Raw genomic sequence first — 18850 nt, 5'->3', positions numbered from 1 at the left:
ATTTTCCAATTCTCCTGAAGGGCCGACGGCGCTTTTACTCATTGGCTGCTCGGTCCGAACCCGCTTTCACGCAGATTCATCGATCCGATAGTGTTCCGGACTGTTCGCGGTATTGCTACCGCAGTGCAGGGGTCAACGTCCAAAACGCAACTTCACTATCTTGTCATATAGCGCTTCATCGGCGCAATTCCAGGGAAGGCCCTTGTGAGGCATTTCATGTCCAGCCGTTGTGGGCGCCTGAGCAGTTCCCGGCGGTGAATACACTGAACCCCGGCCCTTGCGGACCGGGGTTCTGCGCCAATCACTCGAGGCCGAAGCCCCGATATCGAGGCCGAAGCCTCAGCGATCGAGATGTATCAGGCGGTGATCTTGGTGACTCGACCAGCGCCGACGGTACGTCCACCTTCGCGGATAGCGAAGCGGAGGCCCTCTTCCATAGCGATCGGCTGGATCAGCTCGACCGTCATGTCGGTGTTGTCACCAGGCATGACCATCTCGGTGCCCTCAGGCAGCGTGATGACACCGGTGACGTCCGTGGTGCGGAAGTAGAACTGAGGACGGTAGTTCGAGTAGAACGGGTTGTGACGTCCACCCTCGTCCTTGCTCAGAATGTAGACCTGGCCTTCAAAGTTGGTGTGAGGCGTGATCGAACCAGGCTTCACAATAACCTGTCCGCGCTCAACATCTTCGCGCTTCGTTCCGCGCAGGAGCAGTCCGACGTTCTCACCTGCACGTGCGTCAGGCAGAGTCTTGCGGAACATCTCGATTGCGGTGACGGTCGTCTTGGACGACTTCTCCTTGATGCCGACGATTTCGATGTCATCGTTAGGCAGCAGGACGCCGCGCTCCACACGACCGGTGACGACGGTTCCACGACCGGTGATCGTGAAGACGTCCTCGACGGGCATGAGGAATGGCTTATCGATGTCGCGCTCTGGCTCAGGAACGTTGTCATCAACGGCTTCCATGAGGGTCTCGACACTCTTGACCCACTTCTCGTCGCCTTCCAGCGCCTTGAGAGCGGAAACAGGAATGACGGGAGCGTTGTCGCCGTCGAAGTCCTGGCTCGAGAGCAGATCGCGGACCTCGAAGTCGACGAGCTCAATGAGCTCCTCGTCATCAACCATGTCGGACTTGTTCAGTGCGACAACGATGTAAGGCACGCCAACCTGACGGGCGAGCAGAACGTGCTCGCGAGTCTGCGGCATCGGACCGTCGGTAGCGGCAACCACGAGGATTGCGCCGTCCATCTGAGCAGCACCGGTAATCATGTTCTTGATGTAGTCGGCGTGACCAGGGGCATCGACGTGAGCGTAGTGACGCTTCTCGGTCTGGTATTCAACGTGCGAGACGTTGATCGTGATGCCGCGCTCCTTCTCCTCAGGTGCGTTATCCACCTGGTCGAAGGCGCGAGCCTCATTGAGATCTGGGTACTTGTCCGCCAACACCTTGGTGATTGCGGCGGTCAAGGTGGTCTTTCCGTGGTCAACGTGGCCGATGGTGCCAATGTTGACGTGCGGCTTAGTCCTATCGAAACTAGCCTTTGCCACTGGGTTCCTCCTCGTGGTTGGCAAAAGATATGCGGTTCATATCTTAGACCTTTGTTGGTTATCTTTCATTTCGGTGAGCATGTTCTTGCTCACCGTGGCGACCGGGGACCGGAGATTACTCTCCGCCACGCATCTTCTGGACGATCTCCTCAGCAACTGCCTTGGGGACCTCCGCATAGCTGGAGAAAGTCATCGAGTACACCGCACGGCCCTGGGTCTTCGACCGCAGATCACCGATGTAACCGAACATCTCCGACAACGGGACCACAGCCTTGACGACCTTCACACCGGAAGCATCGTCCATCGACTGGATCTGGCCACGTCGGGAATTGAGGTCGCCGATGACGTCACCCATGTATTCCTCTGGGGTACGCACCTCGACGTCCATGACCGGTTCCAGCAGAACCGGCTTCGCCTTCTGAACGGCCTCCTTGAAGACCATCGAGCCGGCGATCTTGAATGCCATCTCCGAAGAGTCGACATCGTGGAAGGCGCCGTCGATGAGTGTGGCTTTGACGCCCACCATCGGATAACCGGCGAGGACACCAAGCTGCATGGCGTCCTGGATACCGGCGTCGACGCTCGGAATGTACTCGCGCGGAATACGACCGCCCGTGACAGCATTCTCGAATTCGTAAATCGTATCGCCTTCGACCTCGAGGGGTTCGAAGGTGACCTGGACCTTCGCGAACTGTCCCGATCCACCCGTCTGCTTCTTGTGGGTGTAATCGTACTTCTCGACAGTGCGACGAATGGTTTCACGGTAGGCGACCTGCGGCTTGCCGACGTTCGCCTCGACCTTGAACTCGCGGCGCATACGGTCAACGAGGATGTCGAGGTGAAGCTCGCCCATTCCGCGGATGACAGTCTGACCTGTCTCCACGTCCAGTTCAACCCGGTATGTCGGGTCTTCCCTGACGAACTTCTGGATGGCTGCTGACAGCTTCTCCTGGTCGCTCTTGGTCTTGGGCTCAATCGCCACAGAGATAACCGGCTCAGGGAATGTCATCGATTCGAGAGCGATCGGGTGACTGGAGTCACAGAGCGTGTCACCGGTGGTTGTCTCCTTGAGACCGATGAACGCATAGATGTGACCGGCAATGGCCTCTTCGACAGGGTTCTCCTTGTTGGAGTGCATCTGGAAGAGCTTGCCCACGCGCTCCTTCTTACCACTCGTGGAGTTGAGAACCTGCTCACCCGACTTGACCTGGCCCGAATACACGCGAACGTACGTCAGCGTGCCGAAGAACGGGTGGGTAGCCACCTTGAACGCCAGAGCCGAGAAAGGCTCGTCGACGGAAGGCTTGCGAGTAAGCTTCTCGTCTTCATCACGAGGGTTCTCTCCGACCATGGGAGGAACTTCGAGAGGCGAAGGGAGGTAGTCGATGACGGCATTGAGCATGGGCTGGACGCCCTTGTTCTTGTAAGCCGAACCACACATGACAGGGAAAGCTGTCGAGTTGACGACGAGCGAACGGATGCCGTCCTTGATCTCAGAGATCGAAATCTCTTCGCCCTCAAGGTACTTCTCCATGAGTTCGTCGGTTGCTTCAGCAACATCCTCGACGAGCTTGGCGCGGTATTCCACGGCCTTGTCCTTGAGATCCTCTGGGATTTCGATCTCGGTCATGTCCTGACCCTTCTTGGACTCATCAGGCCAGATGTAGGCCTTCATCTCAAGAAGGTCGACGACTCCGGCGAAGTCCGACTCGGAACCGATCGGCAGCTGAATGACCAGCGGCTTGGCTCCGAGACGTTCCCGGATGGTGTCGATGGTGAAGTAGAAGTCAGCACCGAGCTTGTCCATCTTGTTGACGAAGCACACGCGAGGCACGTCGTACTTGTCAGCCTGACGCCACACGGTCTCGGACTGCGGCTCAACGCCTTCCTTGCCATCGAAGACGGCGACGGCGCCATCGAGGACGCGCAGTGAGCGCTCAACCTCGACGGTGAAGTCGACGTGGCCCGGGGTGTCGATGATGTTGATCTGGTTGTCGTGCCAGTAGCAGGTGGTGGCAGCCGACGTGATCGTGATGCCGCGTTCCTGCTCCTGATCCATCCAGTCCATCGTCGAGGCACCGTCGTGGGTCTCGCCGATCTTGTAGTTCACACCGGTGTAGTAAAGGATGCGTTCGGTTGTGGTGGTCTTGCCGGCATCGATGTGGGCCATGATGCCGATGTTGCGGACCTTGTTCAGGTCGGTGAGCACGTCAAGTGCCACGGTGTCTCTCTCTCACTCGATGATGTGATCGACTCCCCCGCTGCCTGGCCGGCAGGCGCCGCATGACGCCTGCCAGCCAAGTGTCCGGGGAGGAACGATTACCAGCGGTAGTGGGCGAAGGCCTTGTTGGACTCGGCCATCTTGTGGGTGTCTTCGCGACGCTTCACAGCAGCGCCGAGGCCGTTGCTCGCATCGAGAATCTCATTCATGAGGCGTTCGGTCATCGTCTTCTCACGACGCTGGCGGGAATAAGCTACGAGCCAGCGCAGTGCCAAAGTCGTCGAACGAACCGGACGAACATCGACCGGAACCTGGTAGGTTGCGCCGCCGACACGGCGAGAGCGAACCTCGAGGGATGGGCGAATGTTGTCGAGAGCCTTCTTCAGGTTGACAACTGGGTCATTGCCGTTCTTCTCACGGGTACCTTCAAGTGCACCGTAGACGATGCGCTCAGCGGTCGAACGCTTTCCATCGAGCAGGATCTTGTTGATCAACTGCGTGACGATCGGCGAACTGAAGACCGGGTCAATGACGATCGGTCGCTTGGGTGCAGGACCTTTACGTGGCATTACTTCTTCTCCCTCTTCGCACCGTACTTGCTGCGTGCCTGCTGGCGGCCCTTGACACCCTGGGTGTCAAGCGAACCGCGAACGATTCGGTAGCGCACACCTGGCAGGTCCTTGACACGACCACCGCGCACGAGCACGATCGAGTGCTCCTGCAGGTTGTGTCCTTCGCCTGGGATGTAGGCAGTCACTTCGATCTGGCTCGAAAGCTTGACACGAGCGACCTTGCGAAGAGCCGAGTTCGGCTTCTTAGGTGTAGTGGTGTACACACGGGTGCACACTCCACGACGCTGCGGGCTGCTCTTCAGAGCAGGAGCGTCGGATCCTGCTGAATTGACATGTCGTCCCTTGCGGACGAGCTGCTGGATTGTCGGCACTAAGCGTTCTCCATTTGCTTCTCGATAAACCTAATTCCCACACTGGCCATGGCATCAGCCATATTTGTGAACCGTGGGACATATCCGACTGAACACCGGGTGAAGCTTCACGCCCGATGCCAGTATTCGCGCGACGCAGTGAACCCTGCACTCGGGTGTGTCGCAATGACACACAACCTATGCAGAATGACACGTCGGCGGCCTGCTTCTGACGAATTCACACAGCGGTCCGGATCTCACAAAACATCCGGCATGATCATTCGCGAACGCAGGAAACACAATCAGTCGCATCCTAGAATATCGTGGTCGCGGGCATCTGGTCAAAACCAGCGCCTGTGCGCTTCACGACACAACCGCCACTCCTCCGGCTCGGGCATCTTCACGGACCGAAATACGAGGCCGCTGACCGGCGATCACGGCGTCCGATGGACTGTCGCTTCCTTGACTCATTCAAGAAAAGGCGGCAAGCTGTTGCTGTGGCTGAGAACAAGGATAGGCACGAATGGGAACCGACCGCTGCACTGCGGGAGAGTTCCCTTCGCGTGACGAAACAGAGAGTCGCGGTTCTCGCGGCTGTGTGCGACCACCAGCATGCAGACACCGAGACCGTCATCCGCGCCGTCCGGGAGAACCTCCCCGAGGTATCGCATCAGGCAGTGTACGACTCGCTGCACACACTCACCGAAGTCGGACTCGTGCGGTGCATTCAGCCGTCCGGGTCCGTGGCCCGTTACGAGAGACGCATCGGGGACAATCATCACCACCTCGTGTGCCGCTCGTGCAACCTCATCGTCGACGTCGACTGTGCGGTCGGGCAGGCCCCCTGCTTGACCCCTTCACTCGACGCTGGATTCGTCGTCGAACAGGCCGAAGTCACGTTCTGGGGTCTTTGTCCTGACTGCGCTGTGTCTGCAGCGCCTTCGGGCAGCACCGAACCCGCCTCGGCGGTCTGAGCCGATCCACCCAATGACAAAGCCACACCTTTGTCTTCAACCGGGTCCTGACGGGACTCGAAAGTGAAAGGAATATTATGACCGATACTTCCACCGCCGGCGGCTGTCCAGTCGCCCACACCACCTCGGCAGCGGCGACGACGCCCGATGCCGACTCGCTGGTCGATCCCAGCCAGGGCGATGCCAATTCGCATTGGTGGCCGAATCGCCTCAACCTCAAGATCTTGGCCAAGAACCAGCCTGCCCGCGACCCGATGGACGAAGGCTTCGACTACGACGCCGAGTTCGCCAGCCTCGACTACTACGCGCTCAAGGCCGATATCGAAGAGCTGCAGAAGACGAACGCCGACTGGTGGTCAGCCGATTTCGGTCACTACGGCCCGTTCATGATCCGCATGGCCTGGCACTCCGCCGGCACCTACCGAGTCCAGGACGGACGCGGCGGCGGCGGCGAAGGGCAGCAGCGTTTTGCACCTCTGAATTCCTGGCCCGACAACGTGGGTCTCGACAAGGCACGTCGTCTGCTCTGGCCGGTCAAGAAGAAGTACGGCAAGAAGATCTCCTGGGCTGATCTATTCATTCTCGCCGGAAACGTAGGTCTCGAGTCCATGGGCTTCAAGACTTTCGGCTACGCCGGTGGCCGCAAGGACGTGTGGGAACCCGACAATGACGTCTACTGGGGCTCCGAGACCGAATGGCTGGGCACTGACAAGCGCTATGTGGGCAACCGCGAACTGCAGAAGCCGCTGGCGGCAACGACCATGGGCCTCATCTACGTCAACCCTGAGGGCCCAGAGGGCAAGCCGGATCCGCTGGCCGCAGCCATCGACATCCGCGAGACCTTCGGTCGCATGGCCATGAACGACGAGGAGACAGTCGCTCTCATCGCAGGTGGACACACCTTCGGCAAGACCCACGGCGCAGCACCCGAGTCGCACAAGGGCGGAGATCCGGAAGCCGCACCGATCGAGGAGCAGGGCCTGGGCTGGAAGTCCGATTTCGGCACCGGCCAGGGCAATGACACCGTCGGCAGCGGCATCGAGGTCACGTGGACCTACCACCCCACCCGGTGGGACAACGAGTTCTTCCACATCCTCTTCGCCTACGAATGGGAGGTCTTCGAGAACGAAGGCGGACATCTGCAGTGGCGCCCAGTCGACGGCGGCGGCGATGACATGGTTCCGATGGCTCAGGGCGACGGACGCCGTGAGCCCCGCATGCTCACAACCGACCTTTCGTTGCGTTTCGATCCCATCTATGGTGAGATCTCGCGCCGCTTCAAGGACGACCAGAAGGCCTTCGAGGATGCCTTCGCCCGCGCCTGGTTCAAGCTCACTCACCGTGACATGGGCCCCTCCACTCGCTATCTCGGACCCGAGGTCCCCAGCGAAGAGCTCATCTGGCAGGACCCGGTCCCGGCCGGCACACCGCTCGATGCGAGCCAGCTCGAGGCCGTCAAGGCTGCAGTGCGCGAATCCGGACTGAGCGTCTCCCAGCTCGTCTCAACCACCTGGGCCGCAGCATCATCCCACCGTGTCTCCGACTTCCGCGGCGGAGTCAACGGCGGACGCCTGCGCCTCGAACCGCAGAAGAGCTGGGAAGTCAACGAGCCCGCGAAGCTGGCCGAGGTCATCACAGTCCTCGAACGCATCGCAGCGGACACCGGAGCAACGTTCGCCGATGTCCTGGCGATCGCTGGCGGCGTCGGCATCGAAACCGCGGCGAAGGCCGCAGGCCATGATGTCAGCGTTCCGGTCACGACCGGCCGCGGTGACGCGACCCAGGAGCAGACCGATGTCGATTCGTTCTCGTACCTGGAGCCGACACACGACGGATTCCGTAACTATCTGACAGAGGATCTGCCCCTGTCGGCCGAGTTCCTCCTTCTGGACAGGGCCAGCCTGCTCGGTCTGACTCCCTCGGAGATGACCGTGCTCATCGGTGGGCTGCGCGTCCTCGGCGCGAACTACCAGGATTCCGAACTCGGTGTCTTCACCGACCGTCCGGGCGAGCTGACGAACGACTTCTTCGTCAACCTGCTCGAGCTGGGCAACGTCTGGAAACCGGTCGGGCCGTCCGAGTCCGCCAACGTCTACGAGTGCTTCTCCCCCGCAGGAGAGAAGCTGTGGACCGGCAGCCGGATCGATCTGCTCTTCGGTGCCAATTCCGAACTGCGCGCCATCGCCGAGGTGTACGCCTCCGATGATGCCCAGGAGAAGTTCGTCAACGACTTCGTCAAGGCCTGGAGCAAGCTCGTCGAAGCAGACCGCTTCGACCTGCACCGCTGACGGAGACCTCCTCCGCCGAGTGTTCTGAGCGCTCATGACTGTGCCCCTGCCAATGCGGCGGGGGCACAGTCGTGTCTCGCGATATGCGTCCCCCGCTACACTGGTCACCATGGTCACAGACGATTCCCCGCACTCGCCAGCGCCCCGCATCCGAGCCTCTGACAAGGACCGCGACGCCGTTCTCGGAGTCATCACCGACGCGGTCAGCAACGGTCGGCTCGACCCGGACGAGACCGCCGAACGCCAGGATGAGGCGATTTCGGCGAAGTACCTCGACGAACTGATGCCGCTCATCCACGATCTCCCCGAAGGTCATGACCTCTACCGGTCCCTGCAGCGGCAGACCGGCGGAACGACCGCGGGGACATCACTCGCCCGCAGCGACGGGCCCACCTCGCTGGCTCCGATGGCGGAACCGGGCACAGCGGAGCCGATGAACTCGGTGGCGATCATGTCCGGGCGCGAACTCGATGTGCCAGCAGGCACGGCCGAGGTGACGACCTACTCACTCATGGGCGGCGACAACATCGACCTGTGCGACGTCATGGGACCGGGAGTCACCGTGTCGCTGACGTCGTATTCTATGATGGCAGGCCACGACATCTACGTGCCGCCAGGTGTGCGCATCCGCGACGATACGATCAACATCATGGCCGGAAATGAGATCCGCGGCTCCGCCAAAGGCGACGGATCCAACGGGACGCTCATTCTCAAAGGAGTCTCCTTCATGGCCGGCCATGACGTGCATTTGGCCAAAGGCTACCGAGCAAAGGATCAGGGGCAACTCGAATGAAGATAGGTGTACTCACCTCCGGCGGCGACTGCCCCGGACTCAACGCGGTCATCCGCGGAATCGTCCGCAAGGGCATCCGCTCCCACGAGGATACGTTTGTCGGAATCCGCGACGGTTGGCGCGGCCTGCTCGAAGACGACATGTTCGACATGACGATGCTCGACGTCCGTGGACTCTCAGGACGAGGCGGCACCATCCTCGGCACCTCCCGCACCCACCCGTACGAGGGCGGCGGACCGAATCGGATGCGCGAGGTCATGGCCTCCCACGACATTGACGCCATCATTGCGATCGGCGGCGAAGGCACACTGGCAGGCGCCTCTCGACTCGTGACCGAGGAGGGACTCAACATCATCGGAGTCCCTAAGACCATCGACAACGATCTCAGCGGCACCGACTACACCTTCGGCTTCGACTCCGCCCAGGCCATCGCGACCGAGTCCATCGATCGGCTCCGCACAACGGCGGAGTCCCATCATCGATGCATGGTCATCGAGGTCATGGGCCGCAACGTCGGATGGATCGCACTGCATGCGGGAATGGCCGGTGGCGCTCACGCTATCCTCATGCCGGAGTTTCCCGTCTCCTTCGACCAGATCGAGGAATGGGTGACATCGGCCAGGGACCGCGGCCGTGCCCCGATCGTCGTCGTGGCCGAGGGCTTCATTCCCGAGGGGCTCGACGAGCAGGTGTCCGATCGCGGTGTCGACAACAAAGGACGGACCCGCCTCGGCGGGATTGCGGATTTCCTGGCTCCGAAGATCGAAGAGATCACGGGAATCGAATCGCGTGCCACCATCCTCGGTCATCTGCAGCGAGGGGGCTCCCCCACCGCCTATGACCGGGTCCTATCGACCCGGCTGGGGATGGCCGCGGCGGACCTTGCTCAGAGCGGCGACTGGGGCAAGATGGCGAGCCTCAGGGGCACGGAGATCCACTCGGTCGATATGGCATCGGCCGTCGACCGTCTCAAGTCGGTCCCGCTTCAGCGCTGGGAAGAGGCTCAGGTCCTCTTCGGCTGAAGACCCGTCCTGCACGGACGCCTTCATGCACGCCTTCACGGACGGTTCGCCTCGAATCAGCAACGGTTGGTAAGTCTGTCGCGAATCGAAGAAGATTCTCGAAGCAGACTTACCAACCGTTGGCACGAACCGCCGGTCTGGAGGCGACCACGCCGTTCGGGAGCCACCCGACGGCGTTCGGGAGGGACCCACGGCAGTCAGACTTAGGGCAGCGCGTTCTCTCTGCGCGTGATTCATGAGGGAAATGTGCCGCCCAGTAAACCTTCTGCACGTGAATAGGCGAAGAGGGGCACCCGCCAGTTGGCGGGTGCCCCTCTTGCTGTGACTGCTGGCTGAGGCCTCCTGGCCGGAGTCTTAGGACTCCGCGGCGGGCCTCAGCCTCATGCGTTCAGCTTCAGCTGAACGCACCGTAGTCGTAGTCTTCCAGCGGGATGGCGGATCCGGAATCGGAGCCGATGCCTGCGTAGAAGTCGCCGTAGCTGTTCGTGAACATCTCGGCCTTCGCCTCCTCCGTCGGCTCCACCACGATGTCGCGGTGTGTCTGCAGGCCGGTGCCCGCAGGGATGAGCTTACCGAGGATGACGTTCTCCTTGAGTCCGAGCAGTGTGTCCGACTTGCCTTCCATAGCGGCCTCGGTGAGGACGCGTGTCGTCTCCTGGAAGGACGCGGCGGACAGCCACGAATCGGTGGCCAGAGAGGCCTTCGTGATACCCATGAGCTCGTCACGAGCCGATGCCGGCTGGCCGCCTTCGGCAACCACACGGCGGTTCTCGCCCTGGTAGCGACCACGGTCGACCAGCTCGCCGGGCAGCAGGTTCGTGTCGCCCGACTCGATCACGGTCACGCGACGCAGCATCTGCCGGACGATGACCTCGATGTGCTTGTCGTGGATGCCCACGCCCTGCGAGCGGTACACCTTCTGCACCTGCTCGACGAGGAACCGCTCAGCTTCACGACGACCACGGATGCGCAGCACCTGCTTGGGATCGACAGCACCGACGACCAGCTGTTCGCCGGCCTTGACGTTCTGTCCGTCCTCAACGAGGAGACGGGCACGCTTGGACACTGCGTGCTCGATCTCTTCGCCACCGTCATCGGGGGTGATGACGACGAAGCGGGTCTTGCGGCTGTCATCGACCTTGACACGTCCGGTCGCCTCGGCGATGGGAGCAAAGCCCTTCGGTGTGCGAGCTTCGAAGAGCTCGGTCACACGCGGCAGACCCTGGGTGATGTCACCCGTAGCAGCCGCCGCACCACCCGTGTGGAAGGTACGCATGGTGAGCTGGGTTCCCGGCTCACCGATCGACTGGGCAGCGACGGTACCGATGGCTTCGCCGATGTCGACGAGCTTTCCGGTGGCCATCGAACGGCCGTAATGCATGGCCGAGATCTGCGTATCGGAATCTGCGGTGAGCACGGAGTGAACCTTGAGCTCTTCAATTCCGGCTGCGACCAGCGTATCGATCGTGTCTGCGGTCACGTCGGTCTTCGCCGGGACGATGACATTGCCATCGGCGTCGGAGACGTCTGAGACCGTGAGGCGACCGTAGAGACTGGTCTCTGCATACTCGTGCGGCACGAGGTTGCCCTCGTGGTCACGCTCGGCTGCAGGCAGAGTGATGCCCTTATTGGAATCGGCTTCAGCGGTGCGCACGATGACGTCCTGTGACACGTCGACGAGACGACGGGTCAGGTAACCGGAGTCAGCGGTACGCAGAGCGGTATCGGCCAGACCCTTACGAGCACCGTGCGAGGCGATGAAGTACTCGAGCACCGAAAGACCCTCACGGTAGTTCGAAACGATCGGGCGAGGGATGATCTCACCCTTCGGGTTCGTCACCAGGCCACGCATACCGGCCAGCTGGCGGACCTGCATCCAGTTACCGGATGCACCGGACTCCACCAGACGCATAACCGAGTTCTCCTCTGGGAAGCTCGTGCGCATGACCTGGTCGACCTTCTCGGTCGTCTCGGTCCAGAGCTTGACCAGTTCGTTGCGGCGTTCGTCGTCGGTGAGCGCACCGAGTTCGTACTGCTGCTGAACCTTCGTATCGAGAGCCTCGGCGTGATCGATGATCTCCGGCTTGGCCACAGGTGAGACCACATCGGACATCGAAATAGTGATGCCCGAACGAGTTGCCCAGTAGAAGCCGCCGGCCTTGAAGTTGTCCAAGGTGTGTGCGACCTCGACTTTGGGGTATTCCTCGGCCAGGTAGTTCACAATGCGGCTGAGTGCCTTCTTGTCGATCGTGGAGTTCACGAACGAGTAGTCAGCAGGCAGGTAGTCATTGAACTGTGCGCGACCCAGGGTGGTCTGCACGTCCAGCGGATCGCCGGCTTCCCAACCTTCAGGAGTCTCGAGATCGTCACCGGGGACGACGTTCTCAAGGCGGATCGTGATGTTCGAACCCAGATCCAGCTCGCCACGGTCGAAGGCCATGATGGCTTCGCCGAGACCGGAGAAGGAGCGCCCTTCGCCGGCCAGTCCCTTGCGTTCGGAGGTGAGGTGGTACAGACCGATGATCATGTCCTGTGAGGGCATGGTCACGGGCTTGCCGTCCGAAGGCTTGAGGATGTTGTTGGCGGAGAGCATGAGCACGCGTGCCTCAGCCTGAGCCTCGGGGCTCAGCGGCAGGTGGACTGCCATCTGGTCACCGTCGAAGTCAGCGTTGAACGCCGAACAGACGAGCGGGTGCAGCTGGATGGCCTTACCCTCGATGAGCTGAGGTTCGAACGCCTGGATGCCCAGACGGTGCAGGGTCGGTGCACGGTTGAGCAGCACCGGGTGTTCGGTGATGACCTCTTCGAGCACGTCCCACACCTGAGGGTGCTGACGTTCGACCATCCGCTTGGCCGACTTGATGTTCTGCGCATGGTTGAGATCGACCAGGCGCTTCATCACGAAGGGCTTGAACAATTCCAGAGCCATGGTCTTGGGCAGACCACACTGGTGCAGGTGCAGCTGCGGACCGACCACGATGACCGAACGGCCCGAGTAGTCCACACGCTTGCCCAGGAGGTTCTGACGGAAACGTCCCTGCTTGCCCTTGAGCATGTCCGACAGCGACTTCAACGGACGGTTGCCCGGTCCGGTCACCGGACGACCGCGACGGCCGTTGTCGAACAGCGAGTCGACGGCTTCCTGCAGCATCCGCTTCTCGTTGTTGACGATGATCTCGGGTGCACCGAGATCGAGCAGACGCTTGAGGCGGTTGTTGCGGTTGATCACACGACGATAGAGGTCGTTGAGGTCAGACGTGGCGAAACGTCCACCGTCGAGCTGCACCATGGGGCGCAGCTCAGGCGGCACAACCGGAACAACGTCGAGGACCATGCCCTCGGGGTTGTTATCAGTGGTCAAGAACGCGTTTACGACCTTGAGACGCTTCAGGGCACGGGTCTTGCGCTGACCCTTGCCCGTGGCGATGAGTTCACGCAGCTTCTCCGATTCGGCCTCGAGGTCGAAGTCGAGCAGCCGCTTCTGGATCGCCTCGGCGCCCATGGCACCGGTGAAGTACAGACCGAAACGGTGGAACATCTCGCGGTACAGGCTCTCGTCGCCTTCGAGGTCGTTGACCTTGAGGCTCTTGAACCGGTCCCACACCTGGTCAAGACGGTCGACCTCGCGGTCGGCGTTCTTGCGCAGCTTCTCCATTTCCTTCTCGGCGACATCGCGCAGCTTCTTCTTGGCCGGGGCAGAGCCGCCGTCGGCCTCGAGAGCTGCCAGATCCTCTTCGAGCTTCTTGGCACGACGGTCGATGTCGGCGTCACGGCGAGTGCCGATCTGCTGCTTTTCGATGTCGATCTTGTTCTGCAGACTGGGCAGATCACGGTGACGAGAATCCTCATCCACCGAGGTGATCATGTAGGCAGCGAAGTAGATGACCTTCTCGAGGTCCTTCGGTGCCAGGTCCAGCAGGTAGCCCAAGCGCGAAGGAACGCCCTTGAAGTACCAGATGTGAGTGACCGGTGCGGCCAGCTCGATGTGTCCCATGCGCTCACGGCGAACCTTGGCGCGGGTCACCTCGACGCCGCAGCGCTCACAGATGATGCCCTTGAAGCGGACACGCTTGTATTTGCCGCAGGCGCACTCCCAGTCGCGAGTGGGTCCGAAGATCTTCTCGCAGAAGAGTCCGTCCTTCTCGGGCTTGAGTGTGCGGTAGTTGATGGTCTCAGGCTTTTTCACCTCACCGTGTGACCAGCCGCGGATGGATTCCGCGGTAGCAAGACCGATACGTAGCTCATCAAAGAAATTGACGTCAGGCACGTAAATCCTCTTTCCTGGCGGTGAACGTCTCGTTCACCGCGAAGTTGTGTCGGTTGAAGTGGAAGTCCTCAGACTTCTTCTACGGTCTGGGCTTCACGGCGTGACAAGTCGATGCCGAGCTCTTCAGCTGCCCGGTAGACCTCGTCCTCGCCGTCACGCATCTCAACCTCGGCGCCGTCCGAAGACAGAACTTCAACGTTGAGGCACAGGGACTGCATCTCCTTGATGAGGACCTTGAACGACTCGGGGATTCCCGGATCGGGCAGGTTCTCTCCCTTGACGATGGCCTCATAGACCTTCACACGGCCCGGGATGTCATCGGACTTGATCGTCAGCAGTTCCTGCAGCGTGTACGCCGCACCGTAGGCCTCGAGGGCCCACACTTCCATCTCACCGAAGCGCTGGCCGCCGAACTGCGCCTTACCACCGAGCGGCTGCTGGGTGATCATCGAGTACGGACCGGTCGAACGCGCGTGGATCTTGTCGTCGACGAGGTGGTGGAGCTTGAGCATGTACATGTAACCGACAGCGATCGGGTACGGGAACGGCTCACCGGAGCGACCGTCGAACAGCTGGGCCTTGCCCGAAGAGTCGATGAGGCGGTCCCCATCGCGGTTCGGAGTCGTGGAGTCCAGCAGTCCGCGCAGCTCCTGCTCATGCGCACCATCGAAGACCGGGGTGGCCAAGTTGGTGCCGGCTTCGGCCTCGCGGGCCGCAGCAGGAAGGTCGGCAGCCCACTCGGGGTTGCCTTCGATCTTCCAACCCTGCTTCGAGATCCACCCGAGGTGGACTTCGAAGACCTGTCCGATGTTCATACGACGGGGAACACCGTGGGGGTTGAGGATGATGTCGACGGGTGTTCCGTCGGCCAGGAACGGCATGTCCTCAACGGGCAGGATGGTCGAGATGACACCCTTGTTGCCGTGACGACCGGCCATCTTGTCACCGATGGTGATCTTACGACGCTGAGCGACGTAGACGCGGACCATCTGGTTGACACCCGGCGAGAGCTCATCGTCTTCCTCGCGGTCGAAGACGCGGACACCGATGACGGTTCCGATCTCGCCGTGAGGCACACGCAGTGAGGTGTCGCGGACTTCGCGGGACTTCTCACCGAAGATCGCGCGCAGCAGGCGCTCTTCCGGTGTCAGCTCGGTCTCACCCTTCGGGGTGACCTTGCCGACGAGGATGTCGCCGTCGGTGACTTCGGCGCCGATGCGGATGATTCCGCGGTCGTCGAGGTCTGCCAAGGCGTCCGGCGAGATGTTCGGGATATCGCGGGTGATCTCTTCGGCACCGAGCTTGGTGTCGCGAGCATCGACCTCGTGCTCCTCGATGTGGATCGAGGACAGAACATCATCCTGGACGAGGCGCTGGGAGAGGATGATCGCATCCTCGAAGTTGTAGCCTTCCCAGGACATGAATGCCACGAGAAGGTTCTTGCCCAGAGCCATCTCACCGTTCTCAGTGGACGGTCCGTCAGCCAGAACCGTGCCTGGTGTGACGCGATCGCCTTCGTCGACGATGATGCGCTGGTTGTACGAGGTTCCGTGGTTGGAACGCTTGAACTTCGACGCACGGTAGGTCTGCATCGTGCCATCGTCAGCCAGCACGGTGACGAAGTCAGCGGACACCTCTGTGACGACGCCTGGGCGATCGGCAGTGATGACATCGCCGGCGTCGACAGCAGCGCGGTATTCCATGCCGGTGCCCACGACTGGGGACTCCGACATCACCAGCGGCACAGCCTGACGCTGCATGTTCGCACCCATGAGGGCACGGTTCGCGTCATCGTGCTCGAGGAACGGAATCAGTGCGGACGCAACGGAGACCATCTGACGTGCAGAGACGTCCATGAAGTCAATCGTGTCGTACTGAACCAGCTCGGCTTCGCCGCCGCCGCCCTTAGGACGAGCAAGAACTTCGACTTCAGCGAAGCGCTGCTCTTCGGTCAGCGGCGCATTGGCCTGCGCGATGTTGAACTCGAGCTCATCGTCGGCAGTCAGGTACTCGGTGTCATCGGTGACGACGCCGTCGATGACCTTGCGGTACGGCGTTTCGATGAATCCGAATGGGTTGATGCGGGCGTAGGACGCCAGCGAACCGATCAGACCGATGTTCGGGCCTTCGGGAGTCTCGATGGGGCACATACGTCCGTAGTGCGACGGGTGAACGTCACGGACTTCCATGGCGGCACGGTCACGAGAGAGACCGCCAGGTCCCAGTGCGGACAGACGACGCTTGTGAGTCAGACCCGCGAGCGGGTTGTTCTGATCCATGAACTGCGAGAGCTGCGAGGTGCCGAAGAACTCCTTGATCGCAGCCACCACGGGGCGGATATTGATCAGGGTCTGAGGTGTGATCGCTTCAACGTCCTGGGTCGTCATGCGCTCACGCACGACGCGCTCCATACGAGAGAGTCCGGTGCGGACCTGGTTCTCGATGAGCTCGCCGACCGCGCGGATGCGACGGTTGCCGAAGTGGTCGATGTCGTCGAGCTTCACGTTGAGCTCGATGTTCTCGCCCTCACGGATGCCCTTGGAGGTTTCGACACCGGCGTGCAGGGACACGAGGTAACGGATGGTCGCAACCACGTCATCAGTCGAGAGGACCGAGTCACTCAGCGGTGCATCGACGCCCAGCTTGCGGTTGACCTTGTAGCGGCCGACCTTGGCCAGGTCGTAGCGCTTGGGGTTGAAGTACAGGTTGTTGAGCAGGTTACGTGCCGCTTCAGCGGTCGCGGGTTCTGCCGGGCGCAGCTTCTTGTAGATGTCGAGCAGCGCTTCGTCCTGTGTGCTGACCGTGTCCTTTGCCATGGTCTCGCGGATCGACTCGAACTCGCCGAACTCCTCGAGGATCTTCGCTTCGGACCAACCGAGGGCCTTGAGCAGCACAGTCACGGACTGCTTGCGCTTGCGGTCGAGACGCACGCCGACCTGGTCGCGCTTGTCGACCTCGAATTCCAACCATGCACCACGTGACGGGATGATCTTCGCAGTGAAGATGTCCTTGTCCGTGGTCTTGTCGACGCTGGACTCGAAGTAGGCGCCGGGCGAACGCACTAGCTGCGAGACGACGACGCGCTCGGTGCCGTTGACGATGAACGTGCCTTTGTCGGTCATGAGTGGGAAATCACCCATGAAGACCGTCTGGCTCTTGATCTCGCCTGTGTTGTTGTTCATGAATTCGGCGGTCACATAAAGTGGCGCCGAATAGGTCATGTCGCGTTCCTTGCACTCATCGATGGAGTACTTGGCAGCTTCGAACCGGTGCTCCCGGAACGACAGCGACATCGATCCACCGAAGTCCTCGATCGGTGAGATCTCTTCGAAGATATCTTCGAGTCCCGAAGTGGTAGCGACGGAATCGTCTCCGATTTCGATGGCTTCGGCTACGCGGTCCTGCCACGTTTCTGAGCCGATGAGCCAATCGAAGCTGTCGGTCTGCAGACCGAGCAGATCGGGAACCTCGAGCGGTTCGCGAATCTTCGCGAAGGAGATTCTCTTGGGGGCGTTAGCGGTCCTGGTGTTATCGTTGGCGGCGGCCAATGGGGTCCTTCCGAATGCTTCACCAATTGATAGGTTGACTGTCCACCCGAAGTCACATCGACAGTCCCAGGTGTGTCAGATTTCGACACCGGGCGACAACGTGGTTCACTTGAGTGGAAATGAGGTGCCCCCCGCTATATGAAGGCACGCCACAGGCAGATCAACGCAAATATCAAGCCTATAGCAATCGGTCAAGTCATGCAAGATGTTTTTTCCACAGACCGACCCATGCCCAGGTTGCGAATCCAGCCCTGTCATTGATGAGAAGCATCCACGAGTTCTCCACCGCGTTCCACGTGTAGATCCGTTCCACGCTGGCGCGCTCACCCAGAGCCACATGATTGGCGATCTTCAGCGCCGTGCCGAGTCCGTGTCCACGGTGTTCACGGGCCACAAGAGTCGAACCCTGCCATCCCACCACTGGCCGCTCCTCGAAGTGAGCGACCTCGGTGAAGCCGGCGGCGGCGTCACCTTTGAGAGCTAGAGCCGTGCCGAGGCGCTCGTGCCCCTCGCTTCGTGTCGCGTTGAGGGCGCGGACTCGCGCGGCGTCCCACTTCTCCTCCTCCCCGAACTCTTCGGCACCGGGGGTATCCGTGGACATCCGCTGGTGTAAGAGGGCGATCGCGTCAAGCCGGTGTTCGGGGGTCGGCCCACTCCATGTCTCAATCGTGTAGCCCTCATCGAGATCGGCGGCGGGCAGCTTCGCCGCCGTGGTGGTCTGCGCCACGGAGCACCGCTCGAGCTGTTTGAACGCGAATCCGTGCCGGAGCAGAAATGCGACGCCCGGGTGCTCGACCGGCAGACTGCCCGCTCCGGATTCGGCGGCCAGGTGCGCACCCCGAAGATCTCCGTCACGAGCCGATGCCGGGATCTCGCAATAACTGGTCAGCTGGGTGCGTCCCTGGTCGGCCAGGGACGCCTCCATGGCGAGGAGCAGCTCGGATCCCAATCCCTGTCTGCGCAGGCCCGGATGAACCGAGCACCACACCTCAGCGACATCGACATTGTCCTGCAGAGTGAGGTACGCGATGCCCTTGGCCACGATGGCCCCACCGCTGCGGCCGATCCACGTCTGATGTGTCACATATTCGTTGGCTGAGACCAGCTCCTGGCGCACTTCGTCTGACCGGGGGTCGAAATCGGTGCCGAGCCCCGATGCCCGGTTGATGAGCGTGTCGAAGTCGACCACCTCGGCGAGGATACCTTCGATCTCATCATCAGTGCGAGACCCGGCCGGAATGTGGGTGATCTCCATGAGCTGACAT

At 61.2% G+C, this 18850-nt stretch carries 11 protein-coding genes; 4 read left to right on the top strand and 7 right to left on the bottom strand.

The features are described 5' to 3' along the window. Positions 1 to 356: 356 nt before the first annotated feature. The 4 genes from tuf to rpsL form a co-directional block, all read right to left on the bottom strand. The gene (gene tuf, locus BSP239C_RS16740) at positions 357 to 1550 is read right to left on the bottom strand and encodes an elongation factor Tu (protein WP_101574497.1); all 1194 of its coding nucleotides are present in this window, start codon (positions 1548 to 1550) and stop codon (positions 357 to 359) included. Between the two features lie 115 nt (positions 1551 to 1665). After that, positions 1666 to 3771 (bottom strand): elongation factor G, encoded by a 2106-nt coding sequence (gene fusA / locus BSP239C_RS16735; protein WP_101574496.1) that lies wholly within the window; start codon positions 3769 to 3771, stop codon positions 1666 to 1668. A 98-nt stretch (positions 3772 to 3869) separates the two neighbouring features. Further along, a complete protein-coding gene (gene rpsG / locus BSP239C_RS16730; RefSeq protein ID WP_009883572.1) occupies positions 3870 to 4340 on the bottom strand; it encodes a 30S ribosomal protein S7 in 471 nt (156 codons plus the stop codon). Next, a complete protein-coding gene (rpsL, locus tag BSP239C_RS16725) occupies positions 4340 to 4714 on the bottom strand; it encodes a 30S ribosomal protein S12 (protein WP_101574495.1) in 375 nt (124 codons plus the stop codon). The genes rpsG and rpsL overlap by 1 nt, the downstream gene beginning before the upstream one ends. Positions 4715 to 5190: 476 nt before the next feature. Here rpsL and BSP239C_RS16720 point away from each other — a divergent pair, with 476 nt between their 5' ends. The 4 genes from BSP239C_RS16720 to BSP239C_RS16705 all read left to right on the top strand — a co-directional run bounded on the left by BSP239C_RS16720 (position 5191) and on the right by BSP239C_RS16705 (position 9770). Then, complete coding sequence (locus BSP239C_RS16720; protein WP_101574536.1) at positions 5191 to 5667, top strand: Fur family transcriptional regulator; 477 nt, start codon at positions 5191 to 5193, stop codon at positions 5665 to 5667. 77 nt (positions 5668 to 5744) lie between these two features. Next, positions 5745 to 7955 (top strand): catalase/peroxidase HPI, encoded by a 2211-nt coding sequence (katG, locus tag BSP239C_RS16715; RefSeq protein ID WP_101574494.1) that lies wholly within the window; start codon positions 5745 to 5747, stop codon positions 7953 to 7955. Between the two features lie 109 nt (positions 7956 to 8064). After that, complete coding sequence (locus BSP239C_RS16710; RefSeq protein ID WP_101574493.1) at positions 8065 to 8748, top strand: DUF1707 domain-containing protein; 684 nt, start codon at positions 8065 to 8067, stop codon at positions 8746 to 8748. After that, on the top strand, positions 8745 to 9770 hold the full coding sequence (locus tag BSP239C_RS16705; RefSeq protein WP_101574492.1) for a 6-phosphofructokinase: 1026 nt from the start codon (positions 8745 to 8747) through the stop codon (positions 9768 to 9770). Before BSP239C_RS16710 ends, BSP239C_RS16705 begins: the two co-directional genes overlap by 4 nt. 394 nt (positions 9771 to 10164) lie before the next feature. Here the strand turns inward: BSP239C_RS16705 and BSP239C_RS16700 are convergent, their stop codons facing one another. From BSP239C_RS16700 to BSP239C_RS16690, 3 genes are all read right to left on the bottom strand, one after another. After that, a complete protein-coding gene (locus BSP239C_RS16700; protein WP_101574491.1) occupies positions 10165 to 14037 on the bottom strand; it encodes a DNA-directed RNA polymerase subunit beta' in 3873 nt (1290 codons plus the stop codon). A 68-nt stretch (positions 14038 to 14105) separates the two neighbouring features. Then, a complete protein-coding gene (rpoB, locus tag BSP239C_RS16695; RefSeq protein WP_101574490.1) occupies positions 14106 to 17585 on the bottom strand; it encodes a DNA-directed RNA polymerase subunit beta in 3480 nt (1159 codons plus the stop codon). 196 nt (positions 17586 to 17781) lie between these two features. Continuing rightward, positions 17782 to 18840 carry a GNAT family N-acetyltransferase gene (locus tag BSP239C_RS16690; RefSeq protein ID WP_101574489.1) on the bottom strand — a complete coding sequence of 353 codons (1059 nt, stop codon included), beginning with the start codon at positions 18838 to 18840 and terminating at the stop codon, positions 17782 to 17784. Between the last annotated feature and the right edge of the window lie 10 nt (positions 18841 to 18850).

The organism is Brevibacterium sp. 239c (assembly GCF_900169365.1).
Classification (GTDB): domain Bacteria; phylum Actinomycetota; class Actinomycetes; order Actinomycetales; family Brevibacteriaceae; genus Brevibacterium.
Note: the sequence above shows the minus strand (reverse complement) of the source record. Positions and strands in the feature narration are given on the sequence as shown.